Origin of the sequence: Faecalibacterium sp. DFI.5.82 (assembly GCF_029076575.1) — a bacterium.
Lineage (GTDB): Bacteria > Bacillota > Clostridia > Oscillospirales > Ruminococcaceae > Faecalibacterium > Faecalibacterium duncaniae.
This window is the reverse complement of the sequence record NZ_JARFIS010000013.1, coordinates 36,512-54,297: the sequence shown is the minus strand read 5'-3', so window position 1 is coordinate 54,297 and position 17,786 is coordinate 36,512. Positions and strand designations below refer to the sequence as shown.

The window sequence follows — 17,786 nt, the reverse complement described above, 5'->3', positions numbered from 1 at the left end:
GTGTTCCTCCTTACATACTCTTCATCTTGGGGTCCAGGGCCTCGCGCAGACCATCGGCCACCAGATTGAAGCTGAGCATCAGCAGGCTCATCACCACAATGGGCGGAATGATCTGATAGGGGTGGGTGGTGAAGCTGTTGTACAGCTCACTGATCAAAGAACCCAGCGAACACTGGGGCACCGGGATGCCCAGACCCACAAAGGACAGGAATGCTTCGGTAAAGATGGCGGTGGGGATGCTGAACATGACCTGCGTGATGATGGGTCCGATGATGTTGGGCAGCACTTCCTTGAAGATGATGAAGAAGCTGCCTGCACCCAGCGTGCGGGAGGCCAGCACGAATTCCTGATCCTTCAGCTTGAGCATCTCGGCGCGGGCGATGCGGCTCATGCCCACCCACTCGGTCAGCATCAGGGCAAAGATGATGGTGACCATGCCGGGCTGCAGCACCAGCAGCAGCAGCGTAACGATGACCAGACGGGGAATGCCGTTGGCCACCTCAAGGAAGCGCTGCATCACCATATCCACCCTGCCGCCAAAGTAGCCGGAAATCAGGCCATAGCTCATGCCGATGACCATATCGATGACAGCAGCGGCCACCGCGATGATCAGGGAGACACGGGCACCCTCCCAGGTGCGGGTCCAGATGTCGCGGCCGTACAGGTCACTGCCGAACCAGTAGTAGACATCGTCCTTGCCCTTTTCCACATAGGCGTTGACGCTCTTGCTGCCGGTGGTGGTGCTCATCTTCTCGCTGCCGTCCAGGATGCCGAGGCGCTCGATGCCCGGCACACGGGGAGCAAAGTTCTTCTGGCTCAGATCCTGGCCGGAGTAGGTATAGCTGTTCATGCCCGGGCCAAAAACGGCCAGCAGCACGATGACGACGATCAGGATCAGGCCCAGCACGGCGCTCCTCTTGCCGAAGAAGCGGAGGATGGCATCCTTCCAGAAGCTCTGGGCCGCAAAGTTGGTATCTACGCTGATCTCATCGTCGTTGTGCTTGAGGGCAAACTCCTTGTCCTCAAAGGTGTGCTCGGGATACAGGGAATCCACCGCGCTGACGATGGCATCCGCTGTGGATTCGCCACCCAGGCGGATCGCTTTTTCTGCCATATCAGTCATCCCCCTTTGCCAGACGAATGCGCGGATCGATGATGCCGTAGAGCAGGTCAACGACCAGCATGATGCCAATGTACATGGCGCTGTAAATAAAGCTCAGGCCAATGACCACGTTGTAATCGTTGGACTGGATGGCCGTGACCAGCAGGCTGCCCACGCCGGGAATGGCAAAGATCTTTTCCACCACCAGCGAACCGGTCATCAGATCCACGATCAGGGGTGCCAGCACCGTGATGATGGGGATGAGGGCATTGCGCAGGGCATGGCGGAAGATCAGCGCCGGGCCGGAGATGCCCTTGCTCTCGGCCAGCAGCATGTAATCGGAATCAAGGACTTCGATCATCTCACTGCGGGTAAAGCGGGCAATGGAGGCCATGGTGAACATGGAAAGCGAGATGCTGGGCAGGACGCTGGAGCCAAAGACATCCTTGGCGGAGAACAACATTGGGAACCAGCGGAGCTTGAAGCCAAAGGCATAGCTCAGGGCCAGTGCGAACACATAGGAAGGCACCGACACGCCGATGACCGAGATGATGGTGGCGATGGTATCAAAAATGGTATCCCGCTTGAGTGCGGCAATGATGCCCAGCACCAGGCCCACAGCGGCACCCAGCGTCACAGCCATGCCGCCCACCTGAATGGAGATGGGCAGGCGGCTCTGGATGAGCTGGGAGATGGGTGTATTTTTGGAGATGTTATAGCTCACGCCAAGATCTCCCCGGAGCATATTGCCCACATAGCGGAAGAACTGGATGTAGATGGGCTGATCCAGGCCGTACTTTGCGTACAGGGCAGCCCGCATATCGGGCGTCAGCTTTTCATCATTGAAGGGCGAACCGGGCATCAGCTGCATCAGGATAAACAGCACCAGCAAAATTGCCAGCAGTGTGAACAGCGAGGTCAGGATTCGCTTGAGCGTATATTTTTTCACGTCGGGTGGACCCCCTTTTTCCTTCCGGGATCTCGCGGTCAGTCGTTCGTCTGCCGCGGACAGGCACAATGCCAAAAAGGCGCACAGTGGCTCTTTGCGGGCCACTGTGCGGCCTTGTTCAGCGATTCAGTTGTTTACTCGCTCTTGGTGGTGTTCTTGTACACACGGTTCAGAGCGCAGGGGTGATGCTCGACACCCTTGACGGCAGAGGAGATCATCTCGGCGTTGCACTGGCCGTACAGGGGGAAGATGACCGCCTGCTCCAGAACGATCTGCTCTGCCTCGTACAGGGCAGCCCAGCGGCCCTCGGGGTCGGTGCACAGATCACCGGTGGTGCACTCGTCAATGACGGCATCGTAGTCGGCATCGCTCCACAGACCGTAGTTGTTGGAGTTGCCGGTCACCCACATGCCCAAATAGGTCATGGGGTCGGCGTAGTCGGGGCCCCAGCGGGTCAGGCCCAGCTCAAAGGTGCCGTCCTGCATATCCTGCACGCGCTGCTTCTTGGGCTCCACGGTCAGGTTGATGGTCAGGCCCTCCAGCGTGGTCTCCAGCTGCTCCTTGACGACCTGAGCCACCTTCTGGGGTGCATCGTCAGCATCCACCACCATATCAAAGGTGAAGGTATCCTTACCCAGCTCAGCCTTGGCGGTCTCAAAGAACTCCTTGGCCTTCTCGGGGTCATAAGCGCAGTCATCTGCAAACTTGGTCTGGTCGGCGCTGAAATCGCTGCCGTCGGGGCCGGTTGCAAACTGTGCGGGAACAGCGGTGTATGCGGGGGTGGAGCCATCCTTCAGCACATCGCCGGTAATGGCATCACGATCCAGCGCAAAGGTCATGGCCTTGCGCAGGTTCAGGTTTGCCAGATCAGGCACAGCGTCGATGTTGGGGCTGATGTACCACAGATAACCGGCACCCACGCTGGTAAACTCGGGATCATCCTTGACCTGATCGACCTGCTCACCGTTCAGCAGGGTGATATCCAGCGTGCCGGTCTGATAGCTCATCAAAGCCTGCTGGCTGTCCTTGATGACCTGATAGGCCAGACCATCCAGAGCGATCTTATCCGCATCATAGTAATCGGGGTTCTTTTCCATCGCAAAGGCGGTGGCGGCGGGCTGATAATCGGTCAGCACGAACGCGCCGTTGGACAGCACCGTTTCGGGGCTGGTGCCAAAGGTGTCAGCGCAGGTGTTGTAGAAGGCCTCGTTCACCGGGTAGAAGGTGGGGAAGTACATCAGGCTCAGGAAGTAGCTGACAGGAACGTTCAGCTGCACCTCCAGGGTCTTGTCATCCACTGCGGTCACGCCCAGGTCGGTAACGGGCTTTTCACCGGCAATGATCTCAGCGGCGTTGACCACCTGACCAATGTCGGACAGCATGTAGGAATACTCGGAAGCGGTGGCGGGGTCTACGGCGCGCTGCCAGCCGAACACAAAGTCAGCGGCGGTCACGGCCTCACCGTTGGACCACTTTGCATCGCGCAGGTGGAAGGTGTAGGTCTTGCCGTCCTCGCTGATGTCATAAGTCTCCGCCATGGCGGGAACTGCTGCACCGTCAGCATCCATCTGCATCAGGCCATCGGTGTAATCCGCGATGACCTCAAAGGAGGTGCCGTCGGTGGCTACCTGCGGGTCCAGAGACTGGACCTCGGTCTCCAGCATGATGTTCAGGGTGCCGCCCTGTGCGGTGCCAGCCGCAGCAGAGGAAGCGCCGCTGGCTGCAGAAGATGCAGCCGTGGAGCTGGAAGAGCCGCCGCAGGCTGTCAGAGCCAGCGCGGCAGAGGTGACACCGGCAGCTGCCAGGAAGCTGCGGCGCGAAATACGACGATCGAATTTCATATATGTTTTCCCCTCTCTTTAATGCTCTACACTGATAAAGCATCAATTTCTGAAAATGCACAAGGGGCTCTGCTCCCCCTCTGGAGCTTCTGCACACCCTTGTGCCATGGTCGCATTATACCGCTGTTCCCCGCCGTTGAAAAGGGGTTTTCGGGAATTTGTCCTCCAAAAAGGCCCATTTCTCCCCTTTGTCCAACATCCCGCTGAAAATGGAAACTAATTTTTGTATAGTTTTTCTCCTGTACTGTATTTTATGCAAAGACAGTTCTTGCATTAAAGTCGTTGATTGTATTTCTATGGAGTACATTCAACTTCGTTCACTTCATTTTATTAAGAGTTGAAATTGCTTCAGTCCATAGCAGTCCTCTTTGTCATTGCTTCGCAATAACACCTCTCCCAGCAGGAAAAGCAGGATAGGCGGTCTCATAAACCTGCACCCCTGCCCGGAGATCTGACACGACGCGCCCGAGAGACTCACAGACAAAAAAGGAGCCCGCTGTACGAACACAACGGGCTCCTCTTGGTCCTGATCTTACTTCGCGTACTCGATGGCGCGGCTCTCGCGGATGACGTTGACCTTGATCTGGCCGGGATAATCGAGGGTATCCTCGATCTTCTTGGCGATCTGGCGGGCCAGCAGGATGACCTGATCATCGCTGATGACATCAGGCTTGACCATGATGCGGACTTCGCGGCCGGCCTGAACGGCAAAGGCCTGCTCCACGCCCTCAAAGCTGGAAGAGATCTCCTCCAGATTTTCCAGACGCTTGACATAGCTCTCCACGTTCTCGCGGCGGGCACCGGGACGTGCGGCGCTGATGGCATCGCAGGCCTGGATGATAAAGGCCAGCGGGGTCTTGGGCTCCACATCGCCGTGGTGGGCCTCAATGGCATGGATGATCTGGGTGTTTTCCTTGTACTTGCGGCAGATATCCACACCGATCTGGACATGGCTGCCCTCGATCTCGTGGTCAAGGGCCTTGCCGATATCATGCAGCAGACCGGCACGGCGAGCCAGCGTGACGTTCACGCCCATCTCGCCTGCCAGCAGACCGGCCAGCCAGGCCACCTCCATGCTGTGGGTCAGCGCGTTCTGGCCAAAGCTGGTGCGGTACTTCAGGCGGCCGATGAGCTTGATGAGGTCGGGGTGCAGGCCGTGGATGCCAAGTTCCATCACGGCGCGCTCGCCCTCCCGCTTCATCTGCAGCTCAAGGTCGTGGCGGCACTTCTCCACCGTCTCCTCAATGCGGGCGGGGTGGATGCGGCCATCACCGATCAGGCGCTCCAGCGTCATGCGGGCAACCTCGCGGCGGGTCTGGTCAAAGGAGGACAGGGTGATGGCCTCCGGGGTATCGTCGATGATAAGATCCACGCCGGTGGCAGTTTCCAGCGCGCGGATGTTGCGGCCCTCACGGCCGATGATACGGCCCTTCATCTCGTCGCTGGGCAGGGGCACCACGCTGACGGTGGTCTCGCTGCAGTGGTCAGCGGCGCAGCGGCTGATGGCCTGACCGATCATGTTGCGGGCGATGTTATCGCAGTTTTCCTTCAGATCGGTCTCGTAGGCAGCCACACGGACAGCCTTCTCGTGGGTGAGCTCCTCGTCCACCTTGTGCAGCAGCACTTCGCGGGCATCCTCCTGGCTCAGGCCCGCCAGGGTCTCCAGGCGCTCCATCTCCTTGGCACGGATGGCATCCACCTCAGCCAGACGGCTGTCGGCCTCCTCGTGCTTTTTCTTGAGCTCTTCTTCCTTCTTTTCCAGGGCTTCGGTCTTGCGGTCCAGCGCATTTTCCTTCTGGTCAATGCGGTTCTCCTGGCGGCTGATCTCAGCACGGCGCTGCTTGATCTCCTTGTCGGCCTCTGCCTTCTGGGCATCCACCTCGGCTTTCAGGCGGAAAGCCTCGTCCTTGGCTTCCAGAACAGCTTCTTTTCGTTTTTGGTCAGCGGTCTTGATTGCTTCGTTCACCAGGCGGGTAGCCTCGGCTTCTGCGCTGCCGATCTGTGCCTCGGCGGTCTTTTTACGGTTGTTGTAACCAATAAAATAACCCGCACCGGCAGCAACAGCAGCAACCACGACCACGATCAACAGAATGATCGGGGACATCGTGTTCACTCTCCTTACAATTAAAGTTCAAAAACAACTAAAATCTGGAGACGCTGCCGCGCAAGGCGTGGGTCAACAATACAAAATCAAGCTCTCAACAACAAAACAGACAACAGCACCGCACAAAAAGGGCATGTTTGCCCCTGCGGCCTGATGCAGCTTTTTTATCTACAAGGTTTTCATATAAAAACGGGCAGATGAAGCCCCATTGAACTTTGGTTGCGGAAGATCCCTGCACGCAGCGTCATGGATTCCATACTACTTCTTATATTACGAAACATTTGGTACAATGTCAAGTAAAGTGAAAGGAATTTTCTAAAAAAACAGCCATTATTCCAGATACATCCGCCGCAGCCGCATCAGACGGGCGGGGGTCAGGCCGTATTCGGCTTCAAGATAGGCATCGGTGGTGCCGTACTCTTTGCGGATGGTGTCCAACACAAAGGGGGCAGACTCCGGGTGGACACCGGCAATGCCCTGATAGAACTGCTTCTGTTCGGGATGTGCCTCGATCTCCTCGGCATGGGCGGCCCAGATCTTTTCCAGCTCCGGGCGGCGGCAGACATTGGTCCGTACAAAATCCTGACAGATCGTTTCATCGGAAGCGCCCAGCGCCAGCAGAATGAGCATGGCCGCCACGCCGGTGCGGTCTTTCCCGCCGGAGCAGTGGAACAGGATCGGCGTTTCGCCCGCCTCCAGCGCCCGGAACAGCTCCTTGTAGGCCTTATTGCGGAAGAGCATCTGCTCATACATGGCATCGGCGAGGTTATGCTCCTCATCCTTCTTGCCTTTGAGCAGCTTTTCAATGTCCCCGGGAGAGAAGGAGATCTCGCTTCCGTCCGGGTGGCAAAGCCCGCAGATGCGCACCAGCCGCGCGCCATCGGGCACATAGTCAGGCTGCTTCACTGCCTCGGACTCGCTGCGCAGGTCAAGGATGAGCCGCAGGCCCAGGCTGTCCAGCAGCTTACGGTCAGCCGCCCCGGTCAGCAGCCCGGTGGGAATGCCGCGGTAGATCTGCCCCCACTTGACATGCTTGCCCTCATCGGCCTCGTAGCCGCCCAGCTCCCGGAAGTTGTTTCCGCCCGCAAAGGGTAGCTGGGTGCCCGGAGCCGGGTGCTGCGGTGCCGCCTTGGGGGCGGCGCTGGACAGCACCGGGAAGTTGTAGAAGGGCTTTGCCGGGCGGCCCCGCCGGGGCGGCAGGGATGCCGCTCCCCCGATGACCTCCATCAGGTAGCCCCGCAGCAGGTCAAGATAGGCCGAGTTGTGGTCCCGCCGCTGCACCATTGAGACGCAGAGGGGCGGCAGATCTTCCAGCAGCACGTCCCGTACCCGGTCCAGCTCCCGCCGTGCCCCCGGCTCGTAGCGGGTCAGGCAGGTACAGAGCTGCTCCTGGACCAGATAGTACGCCTGATAGAAGCTGGGGCCGATCTCCGCGTTGGGTGCAAACCCCTCCCGGGCGCAGGCATCCCACAGGGGGCTGAACAGATCCTGCCGCAGGCTGGGCAGCAGCACCCGCTGGCCCCGCAGGGCCGAAAGCGGCACCCGCTCCTTCTCCCAGAAGGGATGGCCGCGCGGCACCAGCAGGCAGGCCGGGTCGGCCCGCAGGGTGGTGCGGGCCAGCACCGGAGCCGCCGTGCCCAGATCCATCACAAGGCCCGCGTCCAGCTCGCCCTGCTCCACACCATCGGCCACGGCATCGTTTTCCAGCAGGCGGAACCGCATCTCAATGTGGGGGTACTGCTGGCGGAACTTGTCCAGCTGGGTTTCCAGCCCGGGCAGGTAGTCCGGCACCAGCGAGACACTGATGCCGATGCGCACCGGCTGGGCCGACTGGATCTCCGCATGGAGGGCCGCCTGCATCTGCTGGAACTGCTCCACCACCGGGGCCGCATGGCGCTGCAAACTCAGCCCCCGCTCGGTGAGCGAGAGCTTGTGGTGGGCGCTGACGAACAGCGGGCCGCAGAGCTCGGCTTCCAGCGCCGTGATGCTCTGCCTCAGGGCCTGCCGCGACAGAAACAGCCGCTGTGACGCGCGGGTGTAGTTCATTTCTTCGCACAAAACCAGAAAATAGTGCAGCTGGCGGATATCCATGGGTTCCTCCTGAAGGGTGGTGTATCAATAGATTAAGGATACCGCCTTTTTGCCCGCTTGTAAAGGCCGCATGGGCAAAAAGTCCCTCCCGGATTGACACATCCCGCCGCATGGTGTAGACTTCAAGCAGCAGAATTTTTCTCCCCGAGGAGAGAAGCTCCATCAAACACACAGAAAGAAGGTATTTTCCATGAAAGTCATCGCTACTGAAAAGGCTCCCGGCGCGATCGGCCCCTACTCCCAGGGCTTCATCGCAGGCGGTTTTGTCTACACCTCCGGCCAGATCCCTGTGAACCCCGCAGACGGCACTGTGCCCGAAGGCATCGCCGCCCAGACCGAGCAGAGCTGCAAGAACGTGGGTGCGATCCTGGAAGCCGCCGGTTCCGGCTACGACAAGGTCATCAAGACCACCTGCTTCCTGGCCGATATCGCCGACTTTGCCGCCTTCAACGAGGTCTACGCAAAGTATTTTACCTCCAAGCCCGCCCGCAGCTGCGTTGCCGTCAAGGATCTGCCCAAGGGTGTCCTGTGCGAGATCGAGGCCGTGGCAGAGGCGTAAGCTCCCGAATCGCACCGGCTTTGCGTTCTCCCCTTTACAACGCTCTGAAATTGTGCCATAATTTACTGTATTAAAGGGAAAGCCGTTCCGGTGCCGCAACTCGGCGGCGGAGAACGGAAAGAGAGGGGTAAACTGTTATGAGCAAAACGATGATCCCGCAGAACTACACACCCGCGCTGAACCTGTACGACACCCAGCGTGCCATCGGCACCGTGAAGCGGCTGTTTGCCGACACCCTGTGTGCCACGCTGAACCTCTACCGCGTGTCGGCTCCGCTGTTTCTGGAGGCTTCCACCGGCCTGAACGACGACCTGAATGGCGTGGAACGCAAGGTCACCTTTGACATCCGGGACAGCGGCATTGAGGCACAGGTGGTGCAGTCGCTGGCAAAGTGGAAGCGCAAGGCCCTGAAGGACTACGGCTTCCGCGTGGGCAAGGGCCTGTACTGCGACATGAACGCCATCCGCCGGGACGAGGAGCTGGACAACCTCCACTCCGTCTATGTGGACCAGTGGGACTGGGAGAAAGTCATCCGCAAGGAGGACCGCAGCGAGGCCTACCTGAAGAACGTGGTGCGCTCCATCGTGTCGGCCGTCTGCGCCACCGAGATGAACCTGCACGCCATGTTCCCCCAGCTGCAGGATCTGCCCCTGCACACCCCCAACGTGACCTTTATCACCACCCAGGAGCTGGAGGACAAGTACCCTGACCTGACCCCGAAGGAGCGCGAGAACGCCTTTGTAAAGGAAAACGGCACCACCTTCCTGATGAAGATCGGTGCTCCCCTGAAGAGCGGCAAGCCCCACGACGGCCGCGCCCCCGACTACGACGACTGGGACCTGAACGGTGACCTGCTGTTCTGGAACGAGCCCCTGCAGTGCAGCTACGAGTTGAGCAGCATGGGTATCCGCGTCAGCCCCGAGAGCATGGACCGGCAGCTGACCATGGCAGGCTGTGACGACCGCCGCACCCTGCCCTTCCACAAGGCAGTGCTGAACGGTGAGCTGCCCTACACCATCGGCGGCGGCATCGGCCAGAGTCGTCTGTGCATGCTGCTGCTGGGCAGCGCCCACATCGGCGAAGTACAGGCAAGCGTCTGGGACGAAGCCACCCGTGCGGCCTGCGCAAAGGCCGGGATCCCCCTGCTGTAAGCAAAATACGAGAAAAGGCTCTCTGCCAAAACCGGCAGAGAGCCTTTTTTGCATCTCAGCTCCTGAAAAGCAAGCCCACATTTCTCTTTTTGCGGCAGTTCCCGCCCAGCCGCCAGACAAGCCAGGCATAGAGCAGGTTCATGGCCAGGATGGCCGCACACCACAGCACCGTCTGCCGGGGGGTCTGCTGATAGACCAGCAGGAACGGGTAAGGCCCGGTGATGAGCCGCTGGTAATTGGCCCAGAGGGCCACAGAGCCATAGAGCATCGTGGGAACCAGCGCCAGCGGAACGCACCGCGCAGGCAGCTTTGGCTCCCGTTCCAGCAGGACAAAGGAGACAAAGGCACACAGCGGGTTGAGCAGATGGTGGTAGAGCATGGAGCTCTCGGTCAGCAAAAACACCACGCCGCCCTGGTCGGCACAGTAGGGCCCCAGCACGAACACCACGGTCAGGAAGGTCATGGTCAGGCAGCAGGTGGCAACGAACTTGAGCATCTTGACCCAGCGGGGCAGTTGCCGCCCCGTGAACAGGCAGATCACCTGACACACCGCCACCAGCAGGCAGACGAAGAACGCAAAGACATTGGAGTTCTCGGTGTAAAAGGTGAAGGTCTGGCTGCCCACCGCTTCCCAGGTCATCCGGATGGCCACCGGCTCCCACCGCACGATGCAGAGGTTCAGGAAAATGGAACAGAGAATGGCGATCTTCTTGATCATTTTGCGGTATTGATGAAGCTGCGGTTGTCCCACAGGTACTTGATGCCGGAGATGGCAGTGGCAATGGCCACCAGCCAGCACAGCCAGTAAGAGAGGAACACACAGTCAGCGCCTATCATAACGGAATTGCCCCAGGTCAATGCGATGCCGAAGTAGTAGAAGATGATGGTCAGCATCTGCAGCACAGTCTTGACCTTGCCCCACATGTTGGCGGCGATCACCTTGCCGTCCTTGGCACCGGCGGCCACCATCCGCAGACCGGACACGGCAAACTCACGGGCCAGGATGATGCAGAGCACCACCGGGCTGCACACACCGTCCCGCAGCATGTAAATGAAGGCCACGGTGGTCAGCAGCTTGTCGGCCAGCGGGTCGGCAAACTTGCCAAAGTCGGTGACCATGTTCCACTTGCGGGCCAGATGGCCGTCCAGAAAATCGGTAAAGCTGGCCGCGGCAAAGATGATGCCCGCCACCAGATACCAGGTGGGATTGAAATCTTCCGTGCCGATCTGGGTCAGGGAAACGAAGACCATGAACACCGGCACCAGAATGATGCGGGTCAGGGTAAGTTTATTGGGCAGATTCATACAGATTCCTCCAATTTGTTATTTTGCAACCGTTCCGTACAGATCGTAAAGGTCACTGTCCTCCACCAGCACATCATAGAACTGGCCGGGGTAGAGCGTCTCCTCGCTGGAAACGCAGACATTGCCGTCCACCTCGGGGGCATCGCCGGTGGTGCGGCAGAGGTACAGGCCGCTCTCCTCGTCGATGCCGTCACAGAGCACACGGACGGTCTGGCCCACCTTTTCGGCCTGTTTCTGGGCCATGATGCCGGTCTGGATCTGCATCACCAGCTCTGCGCGCCGGTCCTTGGTCTCCTGATCGATCTGGCCGTCCATCTTTGCGGCCACGGTGTTCTCCTCGGCAGAATAGGCAAAGCAGCCCAGACGGTCAAATCTGACCTCCTTGACAAAGTTGCACAGGTCCTCGAACTGCTCCTCGGTCTCCCCGGGGAAGCCTGCGATCAGGGTGGTGCGCAGAGTGATGCCGGGGATCTCCCGGCGCAGCTTGCCGATGACCTCCAGCAGCTCCGCACGGGTGGAGCGGCGGTTCATGTTCTTGAGGATGGTATCGTTGCAGTGCTGGATGGGCAGGTCGAGGTAGGGCACCACCTTCTCGTTGCGCTTCATGGCAGCAATAAAGTCATCGGTGATGCGCTCGGGGTAGGCGTACATGATGCGGATCCACTCAAGGCCCGGCACCTTGTTCAGCTTGTCCAGCAGCTCACAGATGCTGCCGGGCTTGCCCCAGTCCTCGCCATAGGCGGTGGGGTCCTGGGCCACCACGATCAGCTCCTTCACGCCCTCACCGGCCAGCCAGCGGGCCTCGGCCACGCAGTCGGCCAGATCGCGGCTGTGCAGCGGGCCGCGGATGCCGGGGATGGCGCAGTAGTGGCAGCGGTTGTTGCAGCCCTCTGCGATCTTTAAGTACGCATAGTGGGCAGGCGTGCCGATGACACGCTTGCCGCCCAGCGGGAAGTCCTTTTTGGCACCGTAGCTTTCCAGATGGTTCTCACCGTGGAACAGGCGGGCCACGATGGTGTCAATGGCCTTGTTGGAGGCACAGCCCACCACAGCATCCACCTCGGGGATCTCCTCCTCGATCTGGCTGCGGTAACGCTCGGCCAGGCAGCCGGTGACGATGACCTTCAGCTCCGGGTTCTGCTGCTTGTAGGCGCAGGCCTCCAGAATGTTCTCAATGGCCTCGGTCTTGGCGCTCTCGATAAAACCGCAGGTGTTGACCAGAATAACATCGGCTTCGCCCAGGTCGGCCACCGTCTCGTGACCGGCCGAAAGCAGGATGTGCACCATCACGTCCAGATCGACCTGGTTCTTGGGGCAGCCAAGGGAAATACATGCAATTTTCATAAAAAGGGATACTCTCTTTCCTGTTTGTCAAATCTCCGTTGTATAACCTCTCCGTCATTGCTTCGCAATGCCACCTCTCCTAGTAGGAGAGGCCTTGGCAGTAAGGGAGAAGTTTCCCGTTTTGCCAAGGGCTCCCCTACTAGGGGAGCTGTCGAGCGGATGCGAGACTGAGAGGTTATACAACGGATCACTTATTCCTCTTCGATTCGCCGAATGGCTTCCTTAATGACGGAATACGAAAATCCCCGCCGCTGCAGGGCCGCAATGACCAGATCCCTGCGGCCCGCTTCCAGCTTTTTGCGGTAATGCCCCTCCACCAGAGCGGCGGCGGCTTCCAGCTCCGGGTCCTCGCCGGAAACATCGGGGGTGTAAACAGCATCCAGCGCCTGCTGGATCTCGCCTGCGGCCAGGCCCTTCTGCCGCAGATTCTGGGCAGCGGCGCGGCGGCTCTTTTTTGCCGCCAGCAGGGCGTGGGCACGGGTCTCGGCATAGCGGGCATCGTTGATATACTCCCGCTGCACCATCTCTGCCACCACGGCGGCACTGATCTGCTGGGTATAGCGGCGGTTCAGCCGCTCATACAGCTGGCCCGAGGAAAGCTCCTGCCCGGCCAGCAGCTCCATGGCCCGGGTGCGGGCCTTGGCGGCATCGGTAGATTTTTCCTCTTCGGCCAGCGGGCGGCGGCCACGGCTGTAAAAGGCCATTTACTCTTCCACCATGATATCCAGCTCACTCTCGCTGCTGCGGGCGGGAGCCTTGACCACCGGCTCCTTTGCTGTGGCAGGAGCGGCCGGTTCCCCCTCTGCAGGGGCAGCGGCAGCCTTGCCCCCCGGGCGGCGGGTGGCATAGAGCTTGTCGGCATTGGCGCGCACCTGACCCTCGATATCGTTGGCGATCTCGGGATTATCGCGCAGGAACTGCTTGGCATTGTCGCGGCCCTGACCCAGGCGGATATCGCCGTAGTTGAACCATGCACCACTCTTCTGAACGATGCCCAGCTTGACACCCAGATCGATGAGCTCACTCATCTTGGAGATGCCCTCGCCGAACATGATGTCGAACTCCGCCTCACGGAACGGAGGAGCCACCTTGTTCTTGACGATCTTGGCGCGGGTGTGGTTGCCGATGAACTGGCCAGAAGAATCCTTCAGGCCCTCCACGCGGCGGATATCGATGCGGACAGAGGAATAATACTTCAGGGCGCGGCCGCCGGTGGTGACCTCGGGGTTGCCGTAGACCACGCCGACCTTTTCACGCAGCTGGTTGATGAAGATGCAGACGGTGTTGGTCTTGCCGATGACGCTGGTCAGCTTGCGCATGGCCTGGCTCATCAGGCGGGCCTGCAGGCCCACATGGCTGTCGCCCATCTCGCCCTCGATCTCGGCGCGGGGCACCATGGCGGCAACAGAGTCCACAACGATGGCATCAATGGCACCGGAGCGCACCAGCGCCTCGCAGATTTCCATGGCCTGCTCACCGGTATCGGGCTGGCTGACCAGCAGGTTGTTGATATCCACACCCAGCGCCTCGGCATACACAGGGTCCAGCGCGTGCTCCACGTCGATGAAGGCAACATCGCCGCCCTTCTTCTGGGCTTCGGCCAGAACATGCAGGGCCAGCGTGGTCTTACCACTGGATTCGGGGCCGTACACCTCAATGATGCGGCCCCGGGGCACGCCGCCCACGCCCAGTGCCAGATCTAGGCCGATGCTGCCGGTCGAGATGGCATCCACCTGCATGGCGGCGTTGTCGCCCAGCTTCATCACAGCGCCCTTGCCGAACTGCTTCTCGATCTGGGCCAGTGCCGTGGCCAGCGCATCCTTCTTGGCACCGGGATCGATCTTCTGGGTCGCCGGGGCAACGTTGTTGTTCTGATTTTTTGCCATAGTGTCATGCTCCTTTGTCATCTGTTCCCGGCGCGGTGCGGCCAAACGCAGGCGCGGGCATTCCAATTCTTTCGGTACTAGTATAACACATTTTACAGATATTACAACAGGAAGTTGTAGATATTTTTATTGTTTTCTCGCCATCACACAGCGGTCATTGCCGCCAAAGTCTTTTCTGCACGCGATCTCCGTCCACCCGTTGGCGGCAAGCAGAGCCGTTACAGCTTCCCGCTGCTGCCAGCCGATCTCCAGGGCAAGGGCACCGCCGGGGCGCAGAACTTTCTGGTAGTGTTCCGCAATGGCGCGGTAAAATACCAGCCCATCCTCCCCCGCTTCCAGCGCCATGGCAGGCTCCTGCGCCACCTCGGGCTGCAGCGCGCCCATCTCGGCAGCGGTCAGGTAAGGCGGGTTCGACACAATGAGGTCGAGCTGCCCCTCCGGCAGGGTCTGCCAGTAGGTGAACAAATCTCCCTGCACCGGGGTGATGGTCAGTACCGGGGAGAGATGGGCGTTCTGCTCCAGATAGCGGTATGCCGCAGGGCTCTTCTCCAGACTGGTGACCTGTGCCGCCGGGTAGAAGCGCTTCACGCCCAGCCCCAAACAGCCCGTGCCGGCGCAGAGGTCGAGCACCTGGGGTGCCTCCACCCCAGCCAGCATTCCGGCGGCGGCTTCGGCCACCACCTCAGTATCGGCCCGGGGGCAGAGCACGCCGGGGCCGACAGCCAGCTCAAAGTCAAGGAAGGGCCAGCTGCCGCAGAGGTACTGCAAAGGCTCCCGGGATGCGCGGCGGGCCGTCAGGGCTTCCAGCCGCTCTGCCTGCTCTGCGCCCAGCGGAGCATCGGCAAGGCGGGCATCCCCGCCCACTGCCAGCCGGAAGAGCTCGGCCGCGTCAAAATCTGAGTCGGGGCAGCCTGCGGCGCGCAGGCGTGCCTCCACCTCCCGGACTGCCGCCCGGGGCAGCATCCCTGCGGTTACCATCTGCCGTCCTCCGGGTCCTCGGGCAGGACCGGCGTGACGGCGGCAATGGCCACCTCGATCATGCTGTCGTCCGGCTCAAACACGGTCAAATGCTGCACCCAGATGCCGGGCTGCCGGATGATGCGGGTGGCGATGTTGTCCGACCGGCCGCACCACTTGAGCAGCTCGTAGCTGATGCCCATGACCAGCGGCAGGAGCAGCAGCTTGAACACCACCCGCAGGCTGGTGCTGGACCAGGGCAGCACGCTGTACAGGAACACGCTGACGATGACCACCAGGATCAAAAAGCTGGTGCCGCACCGGGGGTGGAAGCGGGTATATTTGCGGACATTTTCCACCGTGAGGGGGTCTCCGGCCTCGTAGCAGGCAATGGTCTTGTGCTCGGCTCCGTGGTACTCGAACACCCGGTGGATCTCCTTCATCCGGGAGATGGCGGCCATGTAGGTCAGGAAGATGGCGACCTTGAGCACCGCCTCCAGCACCACCTTGGCCCAGCGGCCCAGCGACACCAGATGGTTCAGGCCGCCCACCAGCACCGTGGGCAGAACGGTGAAGAGCAGGATGGCAAACAACCCGCCGATCACGGCAGCTGCCGCCAGCATGATATCTTCGGCCTTTTTGCCCAGATGGTCGCCCACCCATTTTTCAAAGGCGGTCTCCTCTTCGGCGGGGTCGTAGTCGTCCCCCATGCTCACCTGTGCCGAGTACATCATGTACTTGTATCCCATGATCAGGCTTTCGATCATCGAGATGGCTCCCCGTACCAGCGGGATCTTCGTCCACACGCCGTGGGTGGGGGTGGGCTCGACCTTGGTCTCAATGGTGCCATCGGGCTTGCGGACGGCACAGCAGATGTTTTTCGGGCCCCGCATCATAATGCCCTCCATCAGGGCCTGCCCGCCCACACTCGTCTTGAAGCGTTCCTTGTTCGGTTGATTCATTGGCTCTCCTATGGGGCGCTGCGGCCCCTCTCTATCGTAAAAACTGCCCCTCTATCTTACCAGATAAATATGGACAATCTCTTATCGTTTATAGATCGGCAGGCCCAGGGTGACCACCGTGCCCCGGCCCAGCGTGCTCTTGAGGTCCATGGTGCCGTCCAGCGCGGTCATAATGGAATCCACCAGCGCAAGGCCGATGCCGCTGCCCCGCACCGAGTTGCTGCCCTTGTAAAACTTGGTCTTGACGTTTTCCAGATCCTCCGGCGGGATGCCGCGGCCCTGATCGATGATCTCGATGAAGGCTTTGTACTCGCCCTGCCAGATCTTGACCGTGATGCGTCCGCCGGGGGCCGAATACTTGATGGCATTGTCCAGAATGTTGATGAACACCTGCCGCAGGCGGTCGGGGTCGGCGTAGACCGGGATCATCTCCTCCGGCTCCGCATAGGCCAGCAGAAGCCCCTCCCGCTGGATGCGCGCTTCACAGAAAAGGACAGCGTCCGTCAGCTCGGCCACAAGATCCAGGGGGCGGCACTCCATTTTCAGGCGGCCATTCTGCAGGCGGCTGAAATCCAGCAGCTCCTCCACCATGTTGTACAGGCGGGCGGTCTCGTTGTTGATGATCTCCAACCCCTTGCGGTAGTTCTCATCGGTGGGATCATCCAGGGTGCGCAGGGTCTCCACCCAGCCCCGGATGGAGGTGAGCGGCGTGCGCAGCTCATGGGAGACCGAGCTGATGAATTCATTCTTCATCTTCTCCGTCTCTTCCAGCCCCTCGGCCATCTGATTGATGGTGCCGCGCAGGCGGTCCACCTCGTCCCGCTCGTCACCGGTCACAGGCAGGCGGACATCCAGTTCTCCCCGGGCGATGCTGGCGGCGATCCGCTCCACCTGCCCCAGCGGCACCACGATGCCCCGCACGAAGTACAGACCAGAGGCCACTGTAAAGCCCAGAATGGCAGCCACCACGATCAGGCTGACGATGAAAACGCTCTTCAGCTGCGCCTGCACCAGCGTCAGACTGGTGACAAGGCGCATGGCAGCCACGTCCTCGGCCGCATAGGGCACCAGACTGCATACGGCCATGACCGTTTCCCCGCTGGCGGTGCGGTAGATGGCCACACCCACGCCGTCCGGTGCATCCTGCGCCTTGTTAAAATCGTCCTGCACCACGATGCCGTCCGCACCTGTGCCGCTGGACGAGGCGATCACGCCGCCGTAACCGTCCAGCAGCATGAACTCATATTTGTCTTTATCCGCAAACTGCTCCACCATCCGGCGCAGGGCCACACTGCGGTTGGCCGCGGTCTTCTGAGCCGTGTCGCCGGTGTACATTTTCAGCTGACCGTTGATGGAGGAAAAACGCCGCATCATGGTCTGCTGGACGCTGTTGTAGTAGCTGCGGCCGAAGTTGTACACGAACATGCTCTCCACCAGCAGCACCAGCAGCACGGTCAGGAACAGGCTTCCCCGCAGCCAGCGGTTGGTAATCCCACTGCGCATTGCTTTTCCTCCTTTCTGTTAGTAATCCTGGC

Annotated in this window: 15 protein-coding genes; 2 read left to right on the top strand and 13 right to left on the bottom strand. The window is 60.3% G+C overall.

What is annotated here, in order from left to right; all coding sequences use genetic code 11:
• Window positions 1-10: 10 nt before the first annotated feature.
• The 5 genes from P0G09_RS14025 to P0G09_RS14005 form a co-directional block, all read right to left on the bottom strand.
• Window positions 11-1,114: an ABC transporter permease gene (locus P0G09_RS14025; RefSeq protein WP_275252961.1), complete on the bottom strand. Its 1,104-nt coding sequence runs from the start codon at window positions 1,112-1,114 to the stop codon at window positions 11-13.
• A 1-nt stretch (window position 1,115) separates the two neighbouring features.
• Window positions 1,116-2,051, bottom strand: coding sequence for an ABC transporter permease (locus tag P0G09_RS14020; protein ID WP_097771287.1), 936 nt, complete (start codon window positions 2,049-2,051; stop codon window positions 1,116-1,118).
• 134 nt (window positions 2,052-2,185) lie between these two features.
• A complete protein-coding gene (locus P0G09_RS14015; protein WP_215665946.1) occupies window positions 2,186-3,892 on the bottom strand; it encodes an ABC transporter substrate-binding protein in 1,707 nt (568 codons plus the stop codon).
• Between the two features lie 532 nt (window positions 3,893-4,424).
• Complete coding sequence (gene rny / locus P0G09_RS14010) at window positions 4,425-5,996, bottom strand: ribonuclease Y (RefSeq protein WP_005934875.1); 1,572 nt, start codon at window positions 5,994-5,996, stop codon at window positions 4,425-4,427.
• Between the two features lie 330 nt (window positions 5,997-6,326).
• Window positions 6,327-8,087 (bottom strand): tyrosine-protein phosphatase, encoded by a 1,761-nt coding sequence (locus P0G09_RS14005; protein WP_275252960.1) that lies wholly within the window; start codon window positions 8,085-8,087, stop codon window positions 6,327-6,329.
• A 190-nt stretch (window positions 8,088-8,277) separates the two neighbouring features.
• Between P0G09_RS14005 and P0G09_RS14000 the strand changes: the two genes are divergently transcribed.
• Window positions 8,278-8,646, top strand: coding sequence for a RidA family protein (locus tag P0G09_RS14000; protein ID WP_097773256.1), 369 nt, complete (start codon window positions 8,278-8,280; stop codon window positions 8,644-8,646).
• Window positions 8,647-8,783: 137 nt separating this feature from the next.
• The gene (asnA, locus tag P0G09_RS13995; protein WP_156066138.1) at window positions 8,784-9,797 is read left to right on the top strand and encodes an aspartate--ammonia ligase; all 1,014 of its coding nucleotides are present in this window, start codon (window positions 8,784-8,786) and stop codon (window positions 9,795-9,797) included.
• A gap of 55 nt (window positions 9,798-9,852) precedes the next feature.
• On the opposite strand, the gene P0G09_RS13990 is transcribed toward asnA, so the two are convergent.
• The 8 genes from P0G09_RS13990 to P0G09_RS13955 all read right to left on the bottom strand — a co-directional run bounded on the left by P0G09_RS13990 (window position 9,853) and on the right by P0G09_RS13955 (window position 17,754).
• Window positions 9,853-10,515: a hypothetical protein gene (locus P0G09_RS13990; protein ID WP_275252959.1), complete on the bottom strand. Its 663-nt coding sequence runs from the start codon at window positions 10,513-10,515 to the stop codon at window positions 9,853-9,855.
• A complete protein-coding gene (gene pgsA, locus P0G09_RS13985) occupies window positions 10,512-11,102 on the bottom strand; it encodes a CDP-diacylglycerol--glycerol-3-phosphate 3-phosphatidyltransferase (protein ID WP_275252958.1) in 591 nt (196 codons plus the stop codon). The genes P0G09_RS13990 and pgsA overlap by 4 nt, the downstream gene beginning before the upstream one ends.
• An 18-nt stretch (window positions 11,103-11,120) precedes the next feature.
• Complete coding sequence (gene rimO / locus P0G09_RS13980) at window positions 11,121-12,446, bottom strand: 30S ribosomal protein S12 methylthiotransferase RimO (protein WP_275252957.1); 1,326 nt, start codon at window positions 12,444-12,446, stop codon at window positions 11,121-11,123.
• Between the two features lie 191 nt (window positions 12,447-12,637).
• The gene (locus tag P0G09_RS13975; RefSeq protein ID WP_275252955.1) at window positions 12,638-13,150 is read right to left on the bottom strand and encodes a RecX family transcriptional regulator; all 513 of its coding nucleotides are present in this window, start codon (window positions 13,148-13,150) and stop codon (window positions 12,638-12,640) included.
• Window positions 13,151-14,332 carry a recombinase RecA gene (gene recA / locus P0G09_RS13970; protein ID WP_275252954.1) on the bottom strand — a complete coding sequence of 394 codons (1,182 nt, stop codon included), beginning with the start codon at window positions 14,330-14,332 and terminating at the stop codon, window positions 13,151-13,153.
• Between the two features lie 126 nt (window positions 14,333-14,458).
• A complete protein-coding gene (prmC, locus tag P0G09_RS13965; protein WP_275252953.1) occupies window positions 14,459-15,310 on the bottom strand; it encodes a peptide chain release factor N(5)-glutamine methyltransferase in 852 nt (283 codons plus the stop codon).
• Window positions 15,304-16,251 (bottom strand): DUF1385 domain-containing protein, encoded by a 948-nt coding sequence (locus P0G09_RS13960; protein ID WP_275252952.1) that lies wholly within the window; start codon window positions 16,249-16,251, stop codon window positions 15,304-15,306. Before P0G09_RS13960 ends, prmC begins: the two co-directional genes overlap by 7 nt.
• Before the next feature lie 81 nt (window positions 16,252-16,332).
• Complete coding sequence (locus P0G09_RS13955) at window positions 16,333-17,754, bottom strand: HAMP domain-containing sensor histidine kinase (protein ID WP_098924248.1); 1,422 nt, start codon at window positions 17,752-17,754, stop codon at window positions 16,333-16,335.
• Window positions 17,755-17,786 lie beyond the last annotated feature (32 nt).